We start from the raw sequence: 18,787 nt of genomic DNA, 5'->3' as shown, positions 1-18,787 counted from the left end.
CGTGTGATCCAGTTGCTCGTCTTCCTGCCACTGCTCGCCGCAATCGTCGCCGGGTTCGGCAATCGCGCGATCGGGAACGTCCCTGCCAAGGTCGTGACGACGGCGGCGCTGTTCGCCTCCTGCGCGCTCGCCTGGCCGATCTTCTTCGGCTATCTGAACGGCACCAGCGGCCCGACGGTGGAGCCGGTGCTCGACTGGATCCGGTCGGGCGACATGGATGTCGCGTGGGCGCTGCGCGTCGATGCACTGACCGCGGTGATGCTCGTCGTCATCACGTCGGTGTCGGCGCTCGTCCATCTGTACAGCTGGGGCTATATGGCGGAGGACCCGGACCAGCCGCGCTTCTTCGCGTATCTGTCGCTGTTCACCTTCGCGATGCTGATGCTGGTGACCGCGAACAACCTGGTCCAGATGTTCTTCGGCTGGGAAGGCGTCGGGCTGGCGAGCTACCTGCTGATCGGCTTCTGGTTCAGGAAACCCTCCGCCAATGCCGCGGCGATCAAGGCTTTCGTCGTCAACCGCGTCGGCGATCTGGGCTTCATGCTCGGCATCTTCGGCACGTTCCTGGTCTTCAAGACGGTGTCGATCCCCGATATCCTCGCCGCCGCGCCGCACATGGCCGGGTCGACGATCGGCTTCCTGTGGTTCCGCGCGGATACGATGACGGTGCTGTGCCTGCTGCTGTTCGTCGGCGCGATGGGCAAGTCGGCGCAGCTCGGCCTCCACACCTGGCTGCCCGACGCGATGGAGGGGCCGACGCCCGTGTCCGCGCTGATCCATGCTGCGACGATGGTGACCGCCGGCGTGTTCATGGTGTGCCGCCTGTCGCCGATGTTCGAGACGTCGCCGGCCGCGCTGACGTTCGTGACGACGATCGGTGCGGCGACGTGCCTGTTCGCCGCGACGGTCGCGCTGGTGCAGACCGACATCAAGCGGGTGATCGCCTATTCGACCTGTTCGCAGCTCGGCTACATGTTCTTCGCGGCCGGCATCGGCGCGTACGGCTCCGCGATGTTCCACCTCTTCACGCACGCCTTCTTCAAGGCGCTGCTGTTCCTCGGCGCGGGTAGCGTGATCCACGCGATGCATCACGAACAGGACATGCGCTTCTATGGCGGCCTCAGGAAGAAGATCCCGGTGACGTTCTGGGGCATGATGGCGGGAACGCTCGCGATCACCGGCGTCGGCATTCCCGGCGTCTGGGGCCTGCCGCAGATCGGGTTCGCGGGCTTCCATTCGAAGGATGCGATCATCGAGGGCGCGTGGGCGTCGGGCAATGTCGGCGTGTGGATCGTCGGCGTGCTCGTCGCGCTGCTCACCAGTTTCTATTCGTGGCGGCTGATGTTCCTGACCTTCTGGGGTCAGCCGCGCTGGGCGCAGTCGGAGAATATCCAGCACGCGCTGCACGCCCACGATCATGATGGGGCGCATGGGCATCACGACGAAGCGGCGGACGAACATGCCGGTCATGCCCCCGACGCGCATGCGCCGGGGCAGCATGACCTTCCCGTCGGCACCGGCGGCTATCATCCGCATGAAAGCCCGCTCAACATGCTGATCCCGCTGATGATATTGTCAGTCGGTGCGGTCGCGGCAGGGTTCGTGTTCAAGGGATTCTTCATCGAGCCGATGGCAGGCCGGACCTATTGGCACGGCGCGGTCGCGTTCCGCGGGGAATTGATGGAGGCGATGGAAAGCGTGCCCGTGCCGATCAAGCTCGGCACCGCGATCGCGATGCTGCTCGGGCTGTTCACCGCCTGGTATGGCTATATCCGCAATCGCGATTTTCCCGCGCACGTCGCGGGGCAGTTCGCGGTGCTGTATGATTTTCTGCTGCACAAATGGTATTTCGACGAGCTGTACGCCCTGCTCTTCGTCCGTCCGGCTTTCGCGATCGGGCGTCTGTTATGGCACCGCGGCGACGAACAGACGATCAACCGGTTCGGCCCCGACGGTTCGGCCTGGGTCGTGCAGATGGGCAGCCGCGCCGCCGGACGCCTCCAGACGGGATATGTCTACACCTATGCCTTCGTCATGCTGATCGGACTTACCGCTGCGGTCACCTGGGCGATCGGACTGTAAGATGACCGGTTTCCCGATCCTCTCCGTCATGCTGGCGGTCCCGATGGCTGCGGCGATCGTCTGTCTGTTCGTGTCGGCGGACAATGCCCGTCGGCTGGCGCTGGCAGCGACGCTGATCGATCTCGCGCTCGGCATCGTCCTGTGGTCCACCTACGACATCGGCGGCGCGCAGTGGCAGTTCGTCGAATACGCGCCCGTGTTCGGCAGCTTCAACTGGGCGCTCGGCATCGACGGTTTCGCGCTGCTGCTCATCATGCTGAGCGTGTTCCTGATGCCGATCTGCATCGGCGCGAGCTGGCGGGCGATCACGACGCGCGTGCCCGAATATATGGCGGCGTTCCTGCTGACCGAGGTGCTGATGATCGGTACCTTCGCAGCGCAGGATTTGTTCCTGTTCTACATCTTCTTCGAGGCCGGGCTGATCCCGATGTACCTCATCATCGGCATCTGGGGCGGCGCGAACCGCATCTACGCGTCGTACAAATTCTTCCTCTATACGCTGCTCGGCTCGGTCCTGATGTTCATCGCCATGCTGTACATGGCGATCCATGCGGGCACGACGAGTATCCCGGCGCTGATGCAATATGACTTCGCAGGCCATGTCCAGACCTGGCTGTGGCTCGCCTTCTTCGCGTCGTTCGCGGTGAAGATGCCGATGTGGCCGGTCCACACCTGGCTGCCAGACGCGCACGTCCAGGCACCGACCGCGGGATCGGTGATCCTGGCGGGTGTCCTGCTGAAGCTCGGCGGATACGGGTTTCTGCGCTTCCTGCTGCCGATGTTCCCGGGCGCGAGCGGACAGCTGACCTGGCTGATCTTCACGCTCTCGGCGATCGCGGTGGTCTACACCAGCCTCGTCGCGCTGGTGCAGAACGATATGAAGAAGCTGATCGCCTATTCGTCGGTCGCGCACATGGCGATCGTGACGATCGGTCTCTACGCGTTCAACCGGCAGGGGATCGAGGGCGCGATGCTGATGATGCTCAGCCATGGGCTGGTATCGGGCGCGCTTTTCCTGTGCGTCGGGGTCATCTACGACCGGCTGCACACCCGCGAGATCAGTCGCTATGGCGGGTTGAGCATCAACATGCCGCGCTATGCGCTGTTCTTCCTGTTCTTCACGATGGCGTCGATCGGGCTGCCGGGGACGAGCGGCTTCGTCGCCGAGTTCCTGTCGTTGATGGGGACATACCAGGTGTCGACCTGGACGGCGTTGCTCTGCACCACGGGGATCATCCTGGGTGCCGGATATATGCTGTATCTGTATCGCCGCGTGGCGTTCGGCGAGATCAAGGCGGACGACGTGCGCACGATGACGGACATGGACGGGCGCGAGCTTTGGCTGCTCGCGCCGATCGCGGCGGTCGTGCTGTGGATGGGCATCTATCCCGAAAGCTTCCTCAGCCCGATGCGCAAGGATGTCGGGGTGCTGCTCGCACGGCTCGACCCCGCCGCGCCGCCCAGCGACAGCCGCCCGACGGCCGGTCGACTCTTGCCCCGCGCGCAAGCGGAGGCACAGTAATGGATTATCTCGCAAGTCTGACGATGACCTTGCCCGAGCTGATCCTGTCGCTCGGCGCGGTCGCGCTGATGCTGGTGGCCGCCTGGGGTGGCCAGCAATCGACCCGGTTCATCTCGATCGCGTCGGTGTTCGTGCTGGCGGGGGCGGGGATCGCCCTGCTCGGGCCGGCCGGCTCGGGCGGCCCGGCGTTCGACGGGCTGTACCGCGCCGACGCGTTCGCCGCGTTCGCCAAGGTCCTGGTCTATATCGCCTCCGCGATCGCGATCGTGATGGCGCCCGACTTCTTCCGCCGGACGACGGGCGACGATCTTCGCCCGGAATATCCGGTGCTGATCCTGCTGTCGGCGGCCGGCATGGGGATCATGGTCTCCGCCGCGGACATGCTGACGCTGTATGTCGGCTTGGAGCTGCAGAGTCTTTCGGCCTATGTGCTGGCCAGCTTCATGCGGCGCGACGGGCGATCCGCGGAGGCGGGGCTTAAATATTTCGTGCTCGGCGCGCTGGCGAGCGGCATCCTGCTATACGGGATCAGCCTGGTCTATGGGTTCAGCGGTACGACGATGTTCGACGGGATCGCGACTGCCTATGCGGGGTCGAAGTCGCTGGGGCTGCTGTTCGGGCTGGTGTTCGTGTTCGCAGGGCTGGCGTTCAAGATCTCCGCGGTGCCGTTCCACATGTGGACGCCCGACGTCTATGAAGGCGCGCCGACCCCCGTCACCGCGTTCTTCGCGTCGGCACCAAAGGTCGCGGCGCTCGCGCTCAGCGTCCGCGTCGCGGTCGAGGCGATGGGGCCGGCGAGCAATGAGTGGCGGCAGATCGTCATTTGCGCCGCGCTCCTGTCGATCATCCTCGGCGCGGTCGCGGCGATCGGGCAGAGCAACGTCAAGCGGCTGCTGGCCTATTCGTCGATCAACAATGTCGGCTTCGCGCTGATCGGTCTGGCGGCGGGCACGCGGGAGGGCGTGGCGAGCGTGCTGATGTATCTGACGATCTACGTCGCGATGACGCTCGGGTCGTTCCTGGTCGTGCTCCAGATGCGCGGGGAGGACGGCCAGCCGGTCGAGAGCATCGCCAACCTTGCAGGCATGTCGCGCACCCGGCCGGGACTGGCGGCGGCGCTGGCCATCTTCATGTTCTCGCTGGCGGGTATTCCGCCGCTGTTCGGCTTCTACGCGAAGTTCGCGGTGTTCCACGCGGCCGTCGCGGCGGGGCTGTTTCCGCTGGCGGTGGTCGGGATCGCGGCGTCGGTGATCGGGGCGTATTATTACCTGCGCATCGTGAAGACGATGTATTTCGACGACCCCGCAACCGCGTTCCCGCCGGTGGAGAACAAGGTCGAGGGGGGGCTGATCGCGATCGCGGCGATATTCATCTCGCCCTTCGGCTATCTGGCGATCCCGCTGATCGGCGGCTGGACGATGGCGGCGGCACAGTCGCTTTTCTAGGATCGCGCTGCGCATGATCCGTACCGTCGCGGAGACGGGATCGACCAACGCCGACATGCTGGCGCTCGCGCGGAGCGGCACCGGCGAGGCGGTCTGGTTGCGGGCCGAGCGACAATCCGCGGGTCGGGGTCGGCTGGGGCGGGCCTGGGTGTCCCCGGTTGGGAATTTCTACGCGAGTACGTTGGTGCGGCTCCGGGGAACCGATCCCGCTGCGGCGACACTGGCGCTCGTGGCGGCGGTGGCGGTGGAGGAGGGAGTGTCCGTATATCTCCACCCCGGCGAAGGCCGGGGCTCAGTCGCTAAGGTCGATGTGACGGCGGGTGGCGCTCGCCAATTACCGTTCTCCCAACTGGGCCCCGGCCTTCGCCGGGGTGAGTTGGAGCTCAAATGGCCCAACGACCTCGTCCTAGACGGCGCGAAACTCTCTGGCATCCTGCTCGAACGCGCCGACGACGCAGTGGTCGTCGGTATCGGCGTCAACCTCGCGCATCATCCCGATCTGTCCGACCGTCCGACGACAAGCCTCGCGGATCGCGGCGCGACGGTCTCCCCCGCGGACTTCGCCGAAACGCTGGCCGAGGCGTTCGCGCGCTGGCTGGATCGGTGGCGCGGCGAAGGACTCGCGCCGATCCGCGCCCGCTGGCTGGATCGTGCGCACCCCGTAGGCACCGCGTTGACCGCCCGGCTGCCGGACGGCGCTGCGATCGACGGGCTGTTCGACGGGCTCGACGCGGACGGCGCGCTCATGCTGCGCTTGGCGGGCGGCGAGCGGCGTGTCATTCACGCCGCCGACGTCTTCCTGCTGTAAGGTACCGCCGATGCTGCTCGCGATCGATGCCGGGAACACCAATGTCGTCTTCGCGCTGGTCGCGGGCGACCGGGTCAAGGCGCGCTGGCGGATCGCGACCGATCCCAGGCGGACCGCGGACGAATATGCGGTCTGGCTCAGCCAGCTGCTGACGCTGGAAGGCTATACTCGCGACGACGTGACCGGCGTGATCGTCGCGACGGTCGTTCCGCGCGCGCTGCACAATCTCCAGGTGCTGAGCAGCAAATATTTCAGGACCGAGGCGCTGATCGCGGGCAAGCCGCCCGTGGAATGGGGCGTCGCGATCGACGTCGACGAACCCGCGTCGCTCGGCGCGGATCGTGCGGTCAACACGATCGCGGCGCATGCGCTGCATCCCGGCGACCTGATCGTCATCGATTTCGGCACCGCCACGACGGTCGATCTCGTCGACTATTCGGGCGCATACAAGGGCGGGATCATCGCGCCGGGTATCAACCTGTCGCTCGACGCGCTCGTCACCGCCGCCGCCAAGCTGCCGCGCATCGCGATCGAGACGCCGTCGGATACCAGCGTCATCGGCCGCAACACCACCGATCAGATGCATATCGGCATCTATTGGGGCTATGTTTCCATGATCGAGGGGCTGGTCGCGCGGATGAAGATCGAGGTCGGACGGCCCGTCAAGGTCGTCGCCACCGGTGGCCTCGCCACCTTGTTCGAGCGCCATACCACGCTGTTCGACGTGATCGAACCCGACCTGACGATCAAGGGGCTGGCGATGCTGTGGGATCGCGCCCATATGTGACGCAATCAGCGCTCGCGCCGACCGGCCCGCGGGCGCGCTTCCATTTCCTTTTTCGAAAGCTTTCAATGACTCCCAAGAACGAACTTCTGTTCTGCGCGCTCGGTGGCTCGGGCGAGATCGGCATGAACGTCAATCTCTACGGCTGCCAGGGCAAATGGGTGATGGTCGATTGCGGTATCACCTTCGCGGATGCGGGCTATCCCGGCATCGACGTGATCCTGCCCGATCTGTCCTTCATCGAGGAACGGCTGGGCGATCTCGTCGGCATCGTGCTGACGCACGGACATGAAGATCATATCGGCGCGCTGCCCTACCTCGCCGAGGATCTGGGCGTGCCGCTCTACGCCACCGCCTTCACCGCCGGTCTGATCCGCGGGAAGCTGGAGGAAGAGGGCATCGCGAACCGCGTGACGCTGAAGCTCGTCGAACCCGACAAGCCGTTCAAGGTCGGCCCGTTCGGTTTCACCTTCGTCGGCGTGTCGCATTCGATCCCGGAGGCGAACGCGCTGCTGATCGACACCCCCGTCGGCCGGGTGTTCCATACCGGCGACTGGAAGCTCGACGCCGCGCCGATCATCGGCAATCCCGCGACCGCGGCGCAACTCGCCGCGATCGGCGACGACGGGGTCGAGGTGCTGGTCTGCGATTCGACCAATGTCTTCAACACCGAGGCGTCCGGGTCGGAAAGCAGCGTCCGGATCGGCTTGTCCGAGACCGTCGCCAAGGCGAAGGGCCGCGTCCTCGTCACCTCGTTCGCATCGAACGCGGCGCGGCTGGTGACGCTTGGCGAGGTCGCGAAGGAAAGCGGGCGCAAGCTGTGCGTCACCGGGCGCTCGCTCGACCGCATCCTGAAGGTCGGCCGCGCCTGCGGGTACTTCAAGGGTTTCCCCGAGACGATCGATCCCGAAGCGGCGATGCGGCTGCCGCGCGACAAGGTGCTGATCGTCGCGACCGGCGGCCAGGGCGAGGCGCGCGCCGCACTGGCGCGCGTGGCGGACGGCAGCCACACGATCCAGCTCGAGGCCGGGGACGCGGTCATCTTCTCGTCCAAGCAGATCCCCGGCAACGAGGTCGCGATCGGCCGCATCCAGAACATCCTCGCCGGCAAGGGCGTGGAGATGATCACCGAGCGGCAGGCGCATGTCCATGTGTCCGGGCATCCCGGCCGGCCGGAGCTGGCGCAGATGTACGACTGGATCCGGCCCGAGAAGCTGATCCCCGTCCACGGCGAGATGCGCCACCTGATGGAGCAGGCGCGCTACGGCCTGTCCGAAGGCATTCCGCAGGCGATCGTCCAGACCGATGGCGACATCATCCGCCTCGCGCCCGGTCCCGCCAAGAAGATCGGCACCGCGAAGGTCGGACGGCTGGTGCTGGACGGCGACGTGATCCTGCCCGCTGACGGCGGCACGATCAACGACCGGCGCAAGCTGGCGCTGAACGGCCAGATTTCGCTGGCGGTGGCGATCGGGCGCGACGGGCGTGTGATCGGTTCGCCGCAGGTCCGCCTCCAGGGCATTCCCGTCGAGGAGGATCGTGCCGCGTTCATCGACGATGTCGTCCAGGGGGTCGAGCAGGCTCTTCGGGACCGCCCGCGCGATTCGGAGAAGTTCCGCGAATCGCTGCGGCTTGCGGTCCGCAAGGTCGCGACGCGGTGGACCGGCAAGAAGCCGATCGTCGATGTGCTGGTGATCCAGGGCTGACCGGGCGATGCGCTGGACGTCGATGGTCGCGATCTACGTCCTGTTCTGGGCGTTCTCGGTCTTCCTCGTCCTGCCGTTCGGCGTCCGCACGACGCGCGAGGCGGGCGGCGATCCGATCCCCGGCCAGGCCGAAAGCGCACCGCACGAATTCCTGGTCGGGCGGATCGCGAAACGGGTCACGGTCGTCGCGACGATACTGTTCGCGCTGTTCCAGCTGAACTATGCGTTCGGCTGGATCACGCCGCAGACCTTCGACGTCTTCCACGATAGCGAGCGAGCGTTCGCGGGCGGGTGAGCCGACAAGGCTCGGTAAGACGAATGGGTGCTTTCGGTCAGACTCGGACGTTTCTCAGGGCGGCACGGCGTTCCGAAACCTACCTTTCGACGATCTCGCATCGGCCCCGTCTTGCATGTTCGACAAGCAACTCTGGACAACCAAATGATGAATAGGGTTCGGGAAGCCTGTTCAGCGGCGACGGCACTACCGTCACGTCCCAACTCCTGCTGGCCTAAGACTTATTCCGGCAAGGTCCGCGTGCTATCTTTTGTGTTACCCAATCGGAAATTAGGGCGCATCGCAAGCCTATAACGACGCCCATCACCGCCTAATCTATTCTTCATTGTTGCGAGTCATAGTTGCGGTATGCCAGGCAATACTGATACGAAAGCCACATCCGTCCCGGTCTTTATGGGTTCCTGGCTGCCCATATTAATCATCTCCCTATGGGGGATGATGTCGCTGGTCGCGGTCTTCACCGATACCGGCAAGGAGCTCTATCCGCCCAGAAGCCTGGAAAGCTGGTCTTATGTGGTCGGCATTGGCTTGGGCGCCCTATGCCTTGCTCATGGCTTCCGTCAGCGACCGCTCAGTCTCAGCTGGTGACGGTCGTCATAACCTCTTCGGTTGTCACCGCTGCCATCTGCTCGATGATGACGTTAGGCCTCTTACAACGTATGCGAGAGGCGGTCGTCTTTCGCGGCGATCATCTGGTCGCGTATGAAAGCACCCTCCGCGTCTGGTCCGGGTCAATCCATCACGGGCGGGGTGGACCAGACTATCGAATCTCATTGCGTGACTATCCCGGACGGTTCGAAATTCCGGCGTTCGATTATCTTTCCGCATTTGGTCCGGTCGAGCACACCAATCCCAACGGCTATTGCGTTGGGGTTACCGTTCAGCGCGCAGGCAAAGCGACGCGGATCATGGCGGTTGACGGCCTATCACTGCCCGAAGGAAGTCTGCAGCGCTGTCCAGCATGGGTTGGCTGATCCGGCAAAGGCGGCATGATCAGGATTATCACCGCCATGTCTGCGATGGTCGCGATGATAAGGTTCGAACAGTCGTCTTACGTTACCGTTTTTTCAACGGAATGAGCTACTTGGTTTGCCATGACATACGTACGTCCGTTGTTGTTGCTCCTGCTTTTCGGTGCAGTGAGCTGGTTCGAGTTCGCCCAACCCAGGACTGCGCATGCTTTATTCATTCACGCGTTAGATTCCTTCGATCACCGGCCCGCGCACAAGGTTCTCATACTCGGTAACAGCCGCACCTTCTATCACGAAATGCCGGACATGATCCGTGGCATGGCAGATTCAGCCGGCGATCCCCAGCGTTACGACATCACAACCGAAGCGGAGCCCGGGGCCAGCCTCGAAACGCTCTGGGTTGATCCGAAGGTGCGCGACCTTGTCCGCGAGCACTGGGACGACGTGATCGTGCAGGGGGAGAGCCGCGCGCAGTCCAGCGACGAGCAAGCCAGCAGCTTCCAGACCTATGGGGCCCGCCTGATCGAAGCTGCGCGTCCGACCGCGCCTGCGGTCCGGCTGGTGGTCAATTGGAATTACGACGCCAGGCTGTGGGACGATGGTGACCCAGATGGCAGCGGGCGCAACGCGTACTACACCGCAGTGCAGTCGGCGTCGCAGTCCCTCAGCGAGCGGACCGGTGCGAAGCTGGCCAATATCGGTCAGCTATGGGCGCAAACCCAGAGATCATTTCCCAAGATGACCCTGACAGAGGATGGGAATCATCCTACACTTGCGGGCAGTTATCTGTTCGCCCTCCTACTTTACGGCGACTTGTCGAAGCGCGATGTCGGACAGGTCTCTTACGTACCTTCGGGTTTGGATGTTGGGGTAGCCGCTTCACTTCGGCAAGAAGTCAGGGAGTATGAGGAGGCCAAAGCTGATTGACATCACGGGAAGTTAGCCGCTCGCCCTCGCGTTGACAGCTAAAAGCCGCCGGGTACCCTGTGATGAAGCCTCGAAAGCGGTCAGACCGCTGACCACCCCCTGTGGACATAGCCACAAACGCACCGTCGAACTCGAAACCGCTGTCCTACATACCGCATTTCGTGATCGATCGCCGGCATGGTCGCCACCCTCGTCCGCCGCATGTCTTCGCTCGATCGCCAAATCTTCGCGCGGGGGTGTTTCCGCGCGGACGTAGCGTGTGGTTCGTCCACTTCCGATTGCGTTTGTTGCAACCGTAGCGCCGCGACTCGGGGCCGGACGGCATCCGCCGCGGTCCGATCCGCCCTATCGCAACCGCTCGATCGCCTGCGCCAGGGCAACGTACAGCTTGCCCATGTCGGACGACAGCAGCGTCACTCCCAGCGGCGATCCGTCGCGTTGTGCCAGCACCGCGCGAAGCATCGCCTCGAAATCGTGGATGTAGCGGTTGACGTGATCGCGAAAGCCCGTGTCGTCGTCGTACAGCCGAACGATCTCGCGCGCTTCGCCCGCCTCCAGCACGCGGACCGCACGCCGGGTGAAGACGCCGCGGTCGCCCTTCAGATACGCCGCCCAGGCGCTGTCGGAGATGTCGGGAGCCAGGATGCGGGCGACATCGATCGACGCGGAATTGAGCGATTCGATCAGCAGCGACACCCGGCGCGCGAAGGTATCGCGATCCGACTCCTCGCGTTCGGCGCGGGCGTCCTCGATGCGCGTCTCGACGATCGCGGTCTGGTCGGCGATCGCCTGGACCTGGATCGACAGGCGCGCGGTGGCGCGGGTTGCGGCGTCGACCGCGGCATCGGTCGCATCGCCGATCGCGCGGATCTGGCGTTCGACCGTATCGCCCGTCGCCCGGCGCATCGCCTCGACGCTGGCGGCTTCCAATGCGTCGGCGGCGTCGGGGATGACCGTCGCCAGCGTCTCGCGCGCCTTGTCCGCGGCGACCGCGGCGGTATCGCGGACGCGAAGCAGCGCCTCGATCAGGCGTGGCGCGGCCTCTTCGGCGAAGCGATGGGTGCGGCCGATCGTCTCGTCGACCATTTGGCCGAGCGCGTCCGCCTTGCTCCGTCCTTGCGTCAGCGTATCGATCAGCGCGCTGGACAGTTGATCGAGCGTGCGGCGTTGGTCGGCGATGACGCCCGCGATCGCCTCGATCGCGTCGTGCGTGCTTTCCGCGGCGGTCACGAGCGCCAGCAATTCGGGTTTCGCCTGCACGACGATCGCCTTGCTGGCGGCGATGCGGGTATCGAGCCGGTCGAGCGCATCGGGCAGCGTCTCGTCGATTTCCCGCGTGGCGGCGTCGAGCGCGATCAGCAGCGACTCGGTGGTGCCGATCGTCCGGGTCGCCATCGCATCGCCCGTGCGCAGCGCCTCGGTCATCGCATTCGCCGATCCGCCGAGCGCGCTGATCGAGGCGGCGAGGATCTGCGACCGGTCGATGCCCTGCGTGTGGAGCGCGCCGAGCCGGTCCGCGGTGGCGGCGATGCTGTCGTCGAGCCCGGCGACGATCGATTCGCCGGTGCGGCGCTGCGCGTCCAGCCGGTCGGTGATGCCGTCGACCGCGCGTTCGATGTCGGCGATCCGTTCGGCGAACGCATCCGCGCTCGCCCGTGCGCCGCTGTCGAGCATCGCCTGGTTCGCGCCGACCATCGCCAGCATCGCGTCGCCCTGCGCCGCGATGCCCTTACGCGCTTCGTCGATCGCGTCGGCGGTGCGGCCGAGCAGCCCGTCGACCGCGGACGACATGTCCGCGGCGGTTGCCTCCAGCCGCGTGCCCGCGGTCTCGCTGGTCGCCTCCATGCGGGTGATATGCGCCGCCAGCCGCTGTGCCGCACCGTCGGCAAGCGTCTCCGCCTCGCGGGCGTGGGTGGCCAGCGCGACGATCTGCGCATCGAGCGCCGCGGCCTGTTCGCTCGCGCTCAGCCCCGCCTGGTCGAGCAAGGCGGCGACGGCGCGCGTTTCCGACTGCGCATGGGGCAGCGAGGCCAGGACGATGTCGATGCTGCCCTTCGCCGCGGCGGCGGCGTCGGCCAGTCCGCGTGCGTGCAGATCGGCTTCGGCGATCTCGTCCGCCATCCGCCGGCCGATCGACGCCAGCCGCTCGGTCGCGACATCGCCGGTGTTCATCAATTGCGTGATCTGTTCGCCGAGCGCCGCACGGTTCGCCGCGATCGACGCCGACATCACCGCGAGCGTTCGTTCCAGGCTGGCCGCCTCGGCGCGCATCGCGCTGCCGGTGCGGGCGAAGCGGCGCGCCTCGGTTCGGCTGGTGCGAAGCGCGAGCAGCCAGATCACGCCGATGAGCGCCGGGACGACGCAGAGCGCGCCGACGAACTCGACCAGCGCGGCGGCGTGCAACATGGGGATGGCGGGTCCTGCCAGCCACATCACACCGCCCAGCCAGCCGATAACGGCCAGTGCGGCGACGATCGCGGCGACCGCGCGACCCGGGGGAGGGGCGTCGTCGGCGGGGTCGGCGAAGCTGCCGAGGTCGAGCGGCACTTCGGCGAAACCCGGTCCGAATCCGGCGTCGCCGGCGGGTTCGATCGGCAACGCCCGCTCCTCCCCCGCGGCCGCAGCACGGCTGCGTTCGGCGCGTATGTCCACGATCATCGAACCCCCATTCGTATCCGCAGCGCAGGTTTACCATGTTTTGTCGCCAACGTGAAACGCCGCCGAAACCATGCCTTAAGACCTGTTATCGTAGCGTCGGACGATGGCATATGATCCCGGAGCAATCGATGCGGCGCTCGCTGCCGCGGTCGGCGACGAACCCCTGCTGATCGCCGAATTGCGGCTGGCTTTCGCCGAGGGGGCGGTGAAGGCGCTGGCGTCGATGGAGGTGGCGCAGGACGCCGAGGCATGGCGGACCGCGGCGTGGCGGCTGAAGGGGTTGGCGGCGAGTTTCGGCGCGGTGCGGCTGATGGCGCTCGCCGCCGACGCCGCGTCCGGCACCCCGGGCGACCGCGCATTGCTCGCGAAACTCAAGCGGACGATCGCGCGGCTCTGATCTATCGCTTGCGGATCGGTTCCCCTAACAGCCGACGATGCTCGCCGGCCTGCTCCTCGCCACGCACGATGCGGACGATCGTCCGGGCCAATTGGCCGCGACGCTGCCGTTCGGGGGCGTCACCCTGATCGAATATCAGGCACGGCTGCTGATCGAAGCCGGCGCGGCGCAGATCATCGTCGTGGTGGCGCGGCTCACCCCCCAGCTGATCGGTGCGATGACTCGGATCGGGCGGCGGGGCGTGGCGGTCGACGCGGTACGGTCCGCGGCGGAGGCGGTCGAGAAGCTGCACCCGCTGTCACGGATCCTCATGCTCGGCGACGGGCTGATCACGACGGCGTCGACGGTCAGGATGCTGGCGGGCGAGGGCGGAGACGCGCTGCTGGTCGTGCCGCAGGAGGATGCGTCGCCGGGTTTCGAACGAGTCGGCGGGCAACTGGCCTGGGCCGGGATCGCGCGGCTCGATCCGCGGCGGATCGTCGAACTCGCGCTGCTGCCCCGCGAGTACGACGTGCAGTCGACGCTGATCCGGATTGCCGCGCAGGCCCAGGCGGCCAATATCCTGCTGCCGGAGGCGGCGCTGCACGACGGACATGGGATCGAACGGAGCGCGCAGGCGCTGACGGGGCGGGGCCGGCTGGTGCTGGCGGCGATCGTGTCCGATCGGCGCGGCTGGTTCGACCGGTTCGTGGTGGCACCGATCGCCCGCCTGCTTCTGCCGCGGCTGGTCGATCGCGACGTCGCGGGCACCGCGGTCGCGGCGGGGGCCGGGATGATCGGCGCGTTCGGGCTGGCGGGTGAGGCGTTCGGGCTGGTGGCGACGGGACTGATGCTCGCCACGCTCGGTGCGATCGGACTGTCGCTCGCCGCCGCGCTGGCACGATTGCGCGACGACGATGCGGTCGCGCGGACGGCGACGATCGCGGCGATCGTTCTCCCGGCGGTCGCGCTGCTGCTGCTCGGTCAGATCGAAAGCGTGCGGTCGGCCGATGGTGCCGCGCGGATCTGCGCGCTGTCGCTGGTCGCACTCGCGATGCTCGGCGAACGTGCCATCGACGAGAAACGGCGGCGGTTGTGGTGGGGAAAGCCGGTTGCGTATCTGCTGATCGCGACGGTCCTGACGACCGTGGGGCTGCCGCTGGCGGCGCTCGGTGCCGCTGCGATCTACGCGCTGGCGACGCTTTCGGCGGCAATCGAGGATTGTCGTTCGAAAGCCTTAGCCTGACTTTAACGACGGAGCGTTAGCATGCACGTCATGTCGGTCGAACCGGATCCCGCGAGCGCCGTCTCGGCCCGTCGCACGAGCAGCGCGGCGGTGCGTGCCGAGCGTGCCCGTGCCCGTGCCGATGCCCGGCTGTCGGGCGCTATCGCGGATTTCTTCCTTCCCGAAGGCGACAGGCTGGACGAACGCACGCGCCTGATGCTGGCGCGCGTGCTGAACGGGATCGTCGCCGCGATCGAGGCGGATATCCGGCGACATGCCGCGCGGCTGCTCGTCGGTCGCGGGGCGACCGGTCGTGCGGAGACGGTGCTGACCAGCGGCGGCGATATCGCCAACCGGCTCGCGAAGGCCGGGCTGTTGCGCGACCGCGCGCTGATCGACGAATTGCTCGCGCGCGTTCGTCACGACCTGATCGCCGACGCGCTGCCCACCGCGGTCGCCGGACCGGACGAAGCGAGCCTGATCGTCCGGCTCGCGGGCGTACCCGACACCATCGTCGCTGCGGCCGCGACCGCGCTGTTGGCCGCGGAGAGCCGGCGACGCAGCGCGAACGCCAGCGGGATCGCGGGGAACAGCGAGCTTCCCGCCGAACTCCATCACCGGATCGTCTGGTGGATCGCCGCCGGTATCCGCGAGGCGCTCGGGACCAGCGACCGCGAAACCGATCGCGCTATCGCCGACGCGGCGCAGCGCAGTCTCGCGGGGCATGACGAGGGCGAACGGGTCGATGCGGTCGCGATGCGGCTGGCGGTGGCGGTCGATGCGCGCGCGGACGAACTGGCCGGGTTGCTGATCGAGGCCATCGGCGACCGCCAATTGGCGTTCTTCGTCGCGATCATCGCCTGCGCGCTGGGCATCGGCCATGATGCGGCGCGGGCGATCGTCATCGAACCCGACGGCGAACGCCTGTGGCTGGCGCTGCGCGCGCTCGCGCTCGACCGACCGACGATCGCGCGGATCGGGCTCGCGCTGGCGGATGCGGACCCGGCACGCGATCTCGAAGCCTTTGCCGATGCGCTCGACGATATCGCCGCAGTCGATCCCGGGGAAGCGGCGGCGGCGCTGGCCCCGCTGTCGCTCGACCGGGATTTCCGCGCTGCGCTCGCGGCGCTGGCGAGGCATCCGGCATGAACGCGATCCCCGGACAGGCGGTCGCGCATGCGACGATCGATCGTGACGGGCGGCTGGTCGAGGCCGATCCCGCGATCGCAAGCCTCAACGTCCGCGCCGGCGGTACGATCGGCGCGGTGCTCGCGGTGCCGCAACTTGCGACGATCGCGCGGCTCGCCCGGCGGCTCGGCATCGTCGTGTCGCGTGGCGTCGTGGTCGCGGCCGACGAGGCGGATATCGATCTGTGGGTACGCGCGCAGCCCGAGGGCGATCGGGTCCGATTGTCCGCGAGCGGCTGGCGCGAGGTGCAGCCATGGCGCGGGGCATCGCACGCGAGCGGACGCGCGGCGTTCGACTTCGTTCGCGCCGGCGGCGATTGGCGTTGGGAGACCGACGCCGCACAAAGACTGACGTTCGTGACGCTGAGCGCCGGGCCGGCCTATGGGTTCGACACATTGGCGGTCCTGGGCAAGCCGCTGACCGCGTTGTTTTCGCTGCATATCGCCGAAGGGGCGACGCCGCTGCTCGGCACCTTCGCCCGGCGGCGAGCGATCGATTCGGTCGCGGCGACGCTGAAAGCCAATGGGCGATCCGTTCTGTTGTCCGCGTCGGTCCGGCTCGACGATGCAGGCGGTTTTGCCGGCTATGTCGGTGTCGCGCGGATGGCGGAGGAGGAGGTCGCCCCGCCGCCGCCGGCCCCGCCGCCCTTGTCCGCCGCGTTCGCATCGGGGCTCGACAAGGCGTTGCGCACGCCGCTCGCGCGGATCATCGCGAACGCCGACAGCATCAACGCGCAAGCGGACGGCCCCCTTCGCCAGGATTATGCGGACTATGCCGCGGATATCGCGGGGGCGGGCCGTCATCTGCTCGGGCTGGTGGACGATCTGGTCGATCTGCAGGCGGTGGAAGGGGCGGATTTCACGCTACCCCGCGATTCGATCGACCTTGCCGATGTCGCGCGCCGAGCGGCTGGTTTGCTCGGCGTCCGCGCGGCGAACGCGGGGGTCGCGATCGATCGGCCGCCGATCGATCTGGCGGTTCCCGCGACCGGAGACTTCCGGCGCACGCTGCAAATCCTGGTCAATCTGATCGGCAATGCGGTCCGCTATTCGCCGCGTGGATCGCAGGTGGTCGTGCGAGCGGCTGGCGATGGCACGCTGGCGACCGTCACCGTGATCGATGCCGGCAAGGGGATCGCGTCCGAAGACCAGGCGCGAATCTTCGACAAGTTCGAGCGTGTCGATACCAGCGAACCGGGTGGCAGCGGCCTCGGCCTCTACATCGCGCGGCGGCTGGCACGTGCGATGTCGGGCGATCTGACGGTGGAAAGCGCGCCGGACGCCGGCGCGTCGTTCACGCTGACGCTACCGGCGCAGACCGATCCGGCGCGCGATCAGCACCGTCATTAGACCGAGTCCGGCCAGCACCAACCCGCGATAGGCCCAGGGCCGCTGGTCCAGCATGAAGCTGGACGCCGGCCAGTGGACGAGGCCGGATCCCTGGCCGATCCACAACAACCCCATCAAGATCGCAAGCGCGCCGACCAGGATCAGGACGCCACGCAGAACGCCCATCAGCGCTGACCGACAGGAGCGTATGTGCGCTGCGTCGCGCCGGTGTAGAGCTGGCGCGGACGACCGATCTTCTGGTCGGGATCGGTGATCATTTCGTTCCACTGCGCCACCCAGCCCACCGTGCGGGCGAGAGCGAACAGCACGGTGAACATCGATGTCGGGAACCCGATCGCCGACAGGATGACGCCCGAATAGAAATCGACGTTCGGAAACAGCTTCTTCTCGACGAAATAGGGATCGTTGAGCGCCATTTCCTCGAGCTGCAGCGCAACGTCGAACACCGGGTTGCTGACGTTCAGTTCCTCGAACACTTCGCGCACCGTCTGCTGCATCACGGTCGCGCGTGGATCGTAGTTCTTGTACACGCGGTGGCCGAAACCCATCAGCCGGAAAGGATCGTTCTTGTCCTTTGCCCGCGCGATGAATTCGGGAATGCGGTCCGGCGTGCCGATCTGGTGCAGCATATTCAGCGCCGCCTCGTTTGCCCCGCCATGCGCCGGCCCCCACAGGCAGGCGATCCCCGCCGCGATGCATGCGAACGGATTGGCCCCCGACGACCCCGCAAGGCGAACGGTCGAGGTCGAGGCGTTCTGTTCGTGATCGGCGTGTAGGATGAAGATGCGGTCCATCGCCCGCTCGATCACCGGGTTCACCTCGTAGGGCTCGGCAGGCACGCCGAACGTCATGCGCAGGAAATTGCCGGTGTAGCTCAGCGAATTGTCGGGATAGAGGAAGGGCTGCCCCAGGCTGTATTTATACGCCATCGCAGCAAGCGTCGGCATTTTCGCGATCAGCCGGTGGCTGGCGATCACGCGCTGTTCGGGATCATGGACGTCGGTCGAATCGTGGTAGAAGGCGCTGAGCGCACCGACAACGCCGCACATGATCGCCATCGGATGCGCATCGCGGCGAAATCCGCGGAAGAAGGTGGCAAGCTGTTCGTGCACCATCGTGTGACGGGTGATCGTCCGGCTGAAGACCTTCAATTCGTCCGCCGACGGCAGTTCGCCGTTGAGCAGCAGATAGCAGACTTCCATGAAGCTGGATTGCTCGGCCAATTCGCCGATCGCATAGCCGCGGTGGAGCAGTACGCCCTCATCACCATCGATGTACGTGATCTTCGACTGGCAGCTCGCGGTCGAGGTGAAGCCTGGATCATAGGTGAAAGCGTCGGTCTGGCCGTAGAATTTGCGGATATCCACGACATCCGGACCGACGGTGCCCGACAGCACGGGATATTCGAAACTGGCGTCGCCCAGGGCAATCTTTGCAGCGTCGGTCATGGC

17 protein-coding genes are annotated in these 18,787 nt (G+C 66.4%); 14 read left to right on the top strand and 3 right to left on the bottom strand.

The features are described 5' to 3' along the window. Positions 1-3: 3 nt before the first annotated feature. The 10 genes from nuoL (at position 4) to HUU99_RS06350 (ending at position 10,540) form a co-directional block, all read left to right on the top strand. Positions 4-2,082 carry an NADH-quinone oxidoreductase subunit L gene (gene nuoL / locus HUU99_RS06390; RefSeq protein ID WP_174285738.1) on the top strand — a complete coding sequence of 693 codons (2,079 nt, stop codon included), beginning with the start codon at positions 4-6 and terminating at the stop codon, positions 2,080-2,082. 1 nt (position 2,083) lies between these two features. Then, positions 2,084-3,604 (top strand): NADH-quinone oxidoreductase subunit M, encoded by a 1,521-nt coding sequence (locus HUU99_RS06385; RefSeq protein WP_174285737.1) that lies wholly within the window; start codon positions 2,084-2,086, stop codon positions 3,602-3,604. Beyond that, complete coding sequence (gene nuoN, locus HUU99_RS06380) at positions 3,604-5,049, top strand: NADH-quinone oxidoreductase subunit NuoN (protein WP_174285736.1); 1,446 nt, start codon at positions 3,604-3,606, stop codon at positions 5,047-5,049. Before HUU99_RS06385 ends, nuoN begins: the two co-directional genes overlap by 1 nt. A gap of 13 nt (positions 5,050-5,062) precedes the next feature. After that, a complete protein-coding gene (locus HUU99_RS06375; RefSeq protein WP_254602976.1) occupies positions 5,063-5,857 on the top strand; it encodes a biotin--[acetyl-CoA-carboxylase] ligase in 795 nt (264 codons plus the stop codon). Positions 5,858-5,867: 10 nt separating this feature from the next. Beyond that, positions 5,868-6,644, top strand: coding sequence for a type III pantothenate kinase (locus HUU99_RS06370; RefSeq protein WP_174285735.1), 777 nt, complete (start codon positions 5,868-5,870; stop codon positions 6,642-6,644). Between the two features lie 65 nt (positions 6,645-6,709). Continuing rightward, entirely contained in the window at positions 6,710-8,347 is a 1,638-nt protein-coding gene (locus tag HUU99_RS06365; RefSeq protein WP_174285734.1) for a ribonuclease J, read from the top strand. Between the two features lie 7 nt (positions 8,348-8,354). Then, positions 8,355-8,642, top strand: coding sequence for a DUF1467 family protein (locus tag HUU99_RS06360; RefSeq protein WP_174285733.1), 288 nt, complete (start codon positions 8,355-8,357; stop codon positions 8,640-8,642). Positions 8,643-8,990: 348 nt separating this feature from the next. After that, positions 8,991-9,230, top strand: coding sequence for a hypothetical protein (locus HUU99_RS15380; RefSeq protein ID WP_217430798.1), 240 nt, complete (start codon positions 8,991-8,993; stop codon positions 9,228-9,230). Continuing rightward, positions 9,227-9,616 carry a hypothetical protein gene (locus HUU99_RS15375; RefSeq protein ID WP_217430797.1) on the top strand — a complete coding sequence of 130 codons (390 nt, stop codon included), beginning with the start codon at positions 9,227-9,229 and terminating at the stop codon, positions 9,614-9,616. The genes HUU99_RS15380 and HUU99_RS15375 overlap by 4 nt, the downstream gene beginning before the upstream one ends. 120 nt (positions 9,617-9,736) lie before the next feature. Then, a complete protein-coding gene (locus HUU99_RS06350; RefSeq protein ID WP_174285731.1) occupies positions 9,737-10,540 on the top strand; it encodes a DUF4886 domain-containing protein in 804 nt (267 codons plus the stop codon). 345 nt (positions 10,541-10,885) lie between these two features. Here the strand turns inward: HUU99_RS06350 and HUU99_RS06345 are convergent, their stop codons facing one another. After that, positions 10,886-13,198, bottom strand: a complete 2,313-nt coding sequence (locus tag HUU99_RS06345; protein WP_174285730.1) for a hypothetical protein — start codon at positions 13,196-13,198, stop codon at positions 10,886-10,888. Between the two features lie 103 nt (positions 13,199-13,301). On the opposite strand from HUU99_RS06345, the gene HUU99_RS06340 reads away from it, so the two are divergent. From HUU99_RS06340 to HUU99_RS06325, 4 genes are read left to right on the top strand one after another with little or no spacing between them, the layout of a single operon-like run. Then, positions 13,302-13,595, top strand: a complete 294-nt coding sequence (locus HUU99_RS06340; RefSeq protein ID WP_174285729.1) for an Hpt domain-containing protein — start codon at positions 13,302-13,304, stop codon at positions 13,593-13,595. Between the two features lie 37 nt (positions 13,596-13,632). Further along, on the top strand, positions 13,633-14,820 hold the full coding sequence (locus tag HUU99_RS06335) for a hypothetical protein (RefSeq protein ID WP_174285728.1): 1,188 nt from the start codon (positions 13,633-13,635) through the stop codon (positions 14,818-14,820). A 21-nt stretch (positions 14,821-14,841) separates the two neighbouring features. Further along, entirely contained in the window at positions 14,842-15,948 is a 1,107-nt protein-coding gene (locus tag HUU99_RS06330; protein WP_254602973.1) for a DUF2336 domain-containing protein, read from the top strand. Continuing rightward, positions 15,945-17,336 carry a sensor histidine kinase gene (locus tag HUU99_RS06325; protein ID WP_174285727.1) on the top strand — a complete coding sequence of 464 codons (1,392 nt, stop codon included), beginning with the start codon at positions 15,945-15,947 and terminating at the stop codon, positions 17,334-17,336. The genes HUU99_RS06330 and HUU99_RS06325 overlap by 4 nt, the downstream gene beginning before the upstream one ends. On the opposite strand, the gene HUU99_RS06320 is transcribed toward HUU99_RS06325, so the two are convergent. Both HUU99_RS06320 and HUU99_RS06315 read right to left on the bottom strand, forming a co-directional pair. After that, a complete protein-coding gene (locus HUU99_RS06320) occupies positions 17,292-17,501 on the bottom strand; it encodes a hypothetical protein (RefSeq protein WP_174285726.1) in 210 nt (69 codons plus the stop codon). The two genes, HUU99_RS06325 and HUU99_RS06320, sit on opposite strands and share 45 nt — an antisense overlap. Further along, positions 17,501-18,784, bottom strand: a complete 1,284-nt coding sequence (locus tag HUU99_RS06315) for a citrate synthase (RefSeq protein WP_174285725.1) — start codon at positions 18,782-18,784, stop codon at positions 17,501-17,503. The genes HUU99_RS06320 and HUU99_RS06315 overlap by 1 nt, the downstream gene beginning before the upstream one ends. Positions 18,785-18,787: the final 3 nt, after the last annotated feature.

It is taken from the genome of Sphingomonas bacterium (genome assembly GCF_903642285.1).
Lineage (GTDB): Bacteria > Pseudomonadota > Alphaproteobacteria > Sphingomonadales > Sphingomonadaceae > Sphingomonas.
Note: the sequence above shows the minus strand (reverse complement) of the source record. Positions and strands in the feature narration are given on the sequence as shown.

Excerpts from the sequence above, each read along its gene's own strand:
- HUU99_RS06385 (WP_174285737.1), top strand. The coding sequence starts at position 2,084 with ATGACCGGTTTCCCGATCCTCTCCGTCATGCTGGCGGTCCCGATGGCT.
- nuoN (WP_174285736.1), top strand. The coding sequence starts at position 3,604 with ATGGATTATCTCGCAAGTCTGACGATGACCTTGCCCGAGCTGATCCTG.
- HUU99_RS06375 (WP_254602976.1), top strand. The coding sequence starts at position 5,063 with ATGATCCGTACCGTCGCGGAGACGGGATCGACCAACGCCGACATGCTG.
- HUU99_RS06370 (WP_174285735.1), top strand. The coding sequence starts at position 5,868 with ATGCTGCTCGCGATCGATGCCGGGAACACCAATGTCGTCTTCGCGCTG.
- HUU99_RS06365 (WP_174285734.1), top strand. The coding sequence starts at position 6,710 with ATGACTCCCAAGAACGAACTTCTGTTCTGCGCGCTCGGTGGCTCGGGC.
- HUU99_RS06360 (WP_174285733.1), top strand. The coding sequence starts at position 8,355 with ATGCGCTGGACGTCGATGGTCGCGATCTACGTCCTGTTCTGGGCGTTC.
- HUU99_RS15380 (WP_217430798.1), top strand. The coding sequence starts at position 8,991 with ATGCCAGGCAATACTGATACGAAAGCCACATCCGTCCCGGTCTTTATG.
- HUU99_RS06350 (WP_174285731.1), top strand. The coding sequence starts at position 9,737 with ATGACATACGTACGTCCGTTGTTGTTGCTCCTGCTTTTCGGTGCAGTG.
- HUU99_RS06345 (WP_174285730.1), bottom strand. The coding sequence starts at position 13,198 with ATGATCGTGGACATACGCGCCGAACGCAGCCGTGCTGCGGCCGCGGGG.
- HUU99_RS06340 (WP_174285729.1), top strand. The coding sequence starts at position 13,302 with ATGGCATATGATCCCGGAGCAATCGATGCGGCGCTCGCTGCCGCGGTC.
- HUU99_RS06335 (WP_174285728.1), top strand. The coding sequence starts at position 13,633 with ATGCTCGCCGGCCTGCTCCTCGCCACGCACGATGCGGACGATCGTCCG.
- HUU99_RS06330 (WP_254602973.1), top strand. The coding sequence starts at position 14,842 with ATGCACGTCATGTCGGTCGAACCGGATCCCGCGAGCGCCGTCTCGGCC.
- HUU99_RS06325 (WP_174285727.1), top strand. The coding sequence starts at position 15,945 with ATGAACGCGATCCCCGGACAGGCGGTCGCGCATGCGACGATCGATCGT.
- HUU99_RS06320 (WP_174285726.1), bottom strand. The coding sequence starts at position 17,501 with ATGGGCGTTCTGCGTGGCGTCCTGATCCTGGTCGGCGCGCTTGCGATC.
- HUU99_RS06315 (WP_174285725.1), bottom strand. The coding sequence starts at position 18,784 with ATGACCGACGCTGCAAAGATTGCCCTGGGCGACGCCAGTTTCGAATAT.